The sequence below is a fragment of the Streptomyces sp. NPDC058877 genome, from assembly GCF_042742855.1.
GTDB lineage: Bacteria > Actinomycetota > Actinomycetes > Streptomycetales > Streptomycetaceae > Streptomyces.
Genome location: NZ_JBHYMF010000407.1, coordinates 1 through 1,285, shown reverse-complemented (window position 1 = coordinate 1,285; position 1,285 = coordinate 1). Strand labels below are relative to the sequence as shown.

The 1,285-nt window shown below is 53.2% G+C and carries 1 rRNA gene; it reads left to right on the top strand.

Features of this window, described 5'->3' with window-relative positions:
• Positions 1-1,285, top strand: a 23S ribosomal RNA gene (locus tag ACFW2Y_RS35915); the annotation flags it as partial.

Sequence of the window (1,285 nt, the reverse complement as noted above, 5' to 3'; positions counted from 1 at the left end):
GAGTAGCGGCGAGCGAAACGGAAGAAGCCCAAACCAAGAGGCTTGCCTCTTGGGGTTGTAGGACACTCTATACGGAGTTACAAAGGAACGAAGTAAATGAAGAGGTCTGGAAAGGCCCGTCAAAGAAGGTAACAACCCTGTAGTTGAAACTTCGTTCCCTCCAGAGTGGATCCTGAGTACGGCGGGACACGTGAAATCCCGTCGGAAGCAGGGAGGACCATCTCCCAAGGCTAAATACTCCCTAGTGACCGATAGTGAACCAGTACCGTGAGGGAAAGGCGAAAAGAACCCCGGGAGGGGAGTGAAATAGATCCTGAAACCGCATGCATACAAACAGTCGGAGCCTCGTAAGGGGTGACGGCGTACCTTTTGTATAATGGGTCAGCGACTTACGTTCAGTAGCAAGCTTAACCGTATAGGGCAGGCGTAGCGAAAGCGAGTCCGAATAGGGCGTTCAGTTGCTGGGCGTAGACCCGAAACCAGGTGATCTATCCATGGCCAGGATGAAGGTGCGGTAACACGTACTGGAGGTCCGAACCCACTAACGTTGAAAAGTTAGGGGATGAGCTGTGGATAGGGGTGAAAGGCTAAACAAACCTGGAAATAGCTGGTTCTCTCCGAAAACTATTTAGGTAGTGCCTCGTGTCTCACCTTCGGGGGTAGAGCACTGTCATGGTTGGGGGGTCTATTGCAGATTACCCCGCCATAGCAAACTCCGAATACCGAAGAGTGCAATCACGGGAGACAGACATCGGGTGCTAACGTCCGGTGTCAAGAGGGAAACAACCCAGACCGCCAGCTAAGGTCCCCAAATATAGCTAAGTGGGAAACGAAGTGGGAAGGCTAAAACAGTCAGGAGGTTGGCTTAGAAGCAGCCACCCTTTAAAGAAAGCGTAATAGCTCACTGATCGAGTCGTCCTGCGCGGAAGATGTAACGGGGCTAAGCTATATACCGAAGCTGCGGATGCGTGCTTAGCACGCATGGTAGGAGAGCGTTCCGTAAGCCTGCGAAGGTGCCTTGTAAAGGGTGCTGGAGGTATCGGAAGTGCGAATGCTGACATGAGTAGCGATAAAGGGGGTGAAAGGCCCCCTCGCCGTAAGCCCAAGGTTTCCTACGCAACGTTCATCGGCGTAGGGTGAGTCGGCCCCTAAGGCGAGGCAGAAATGCGTAGCTGATGGGAAGCAGGTCAATATTCCTGCACCTCGCGTAAGTGCGATGGAGGGACGGAGAAGGTTAGGTGTACCAGGCGTTGGTTGTCCTGGGGAAAGGCGGTAGGTTTGGATC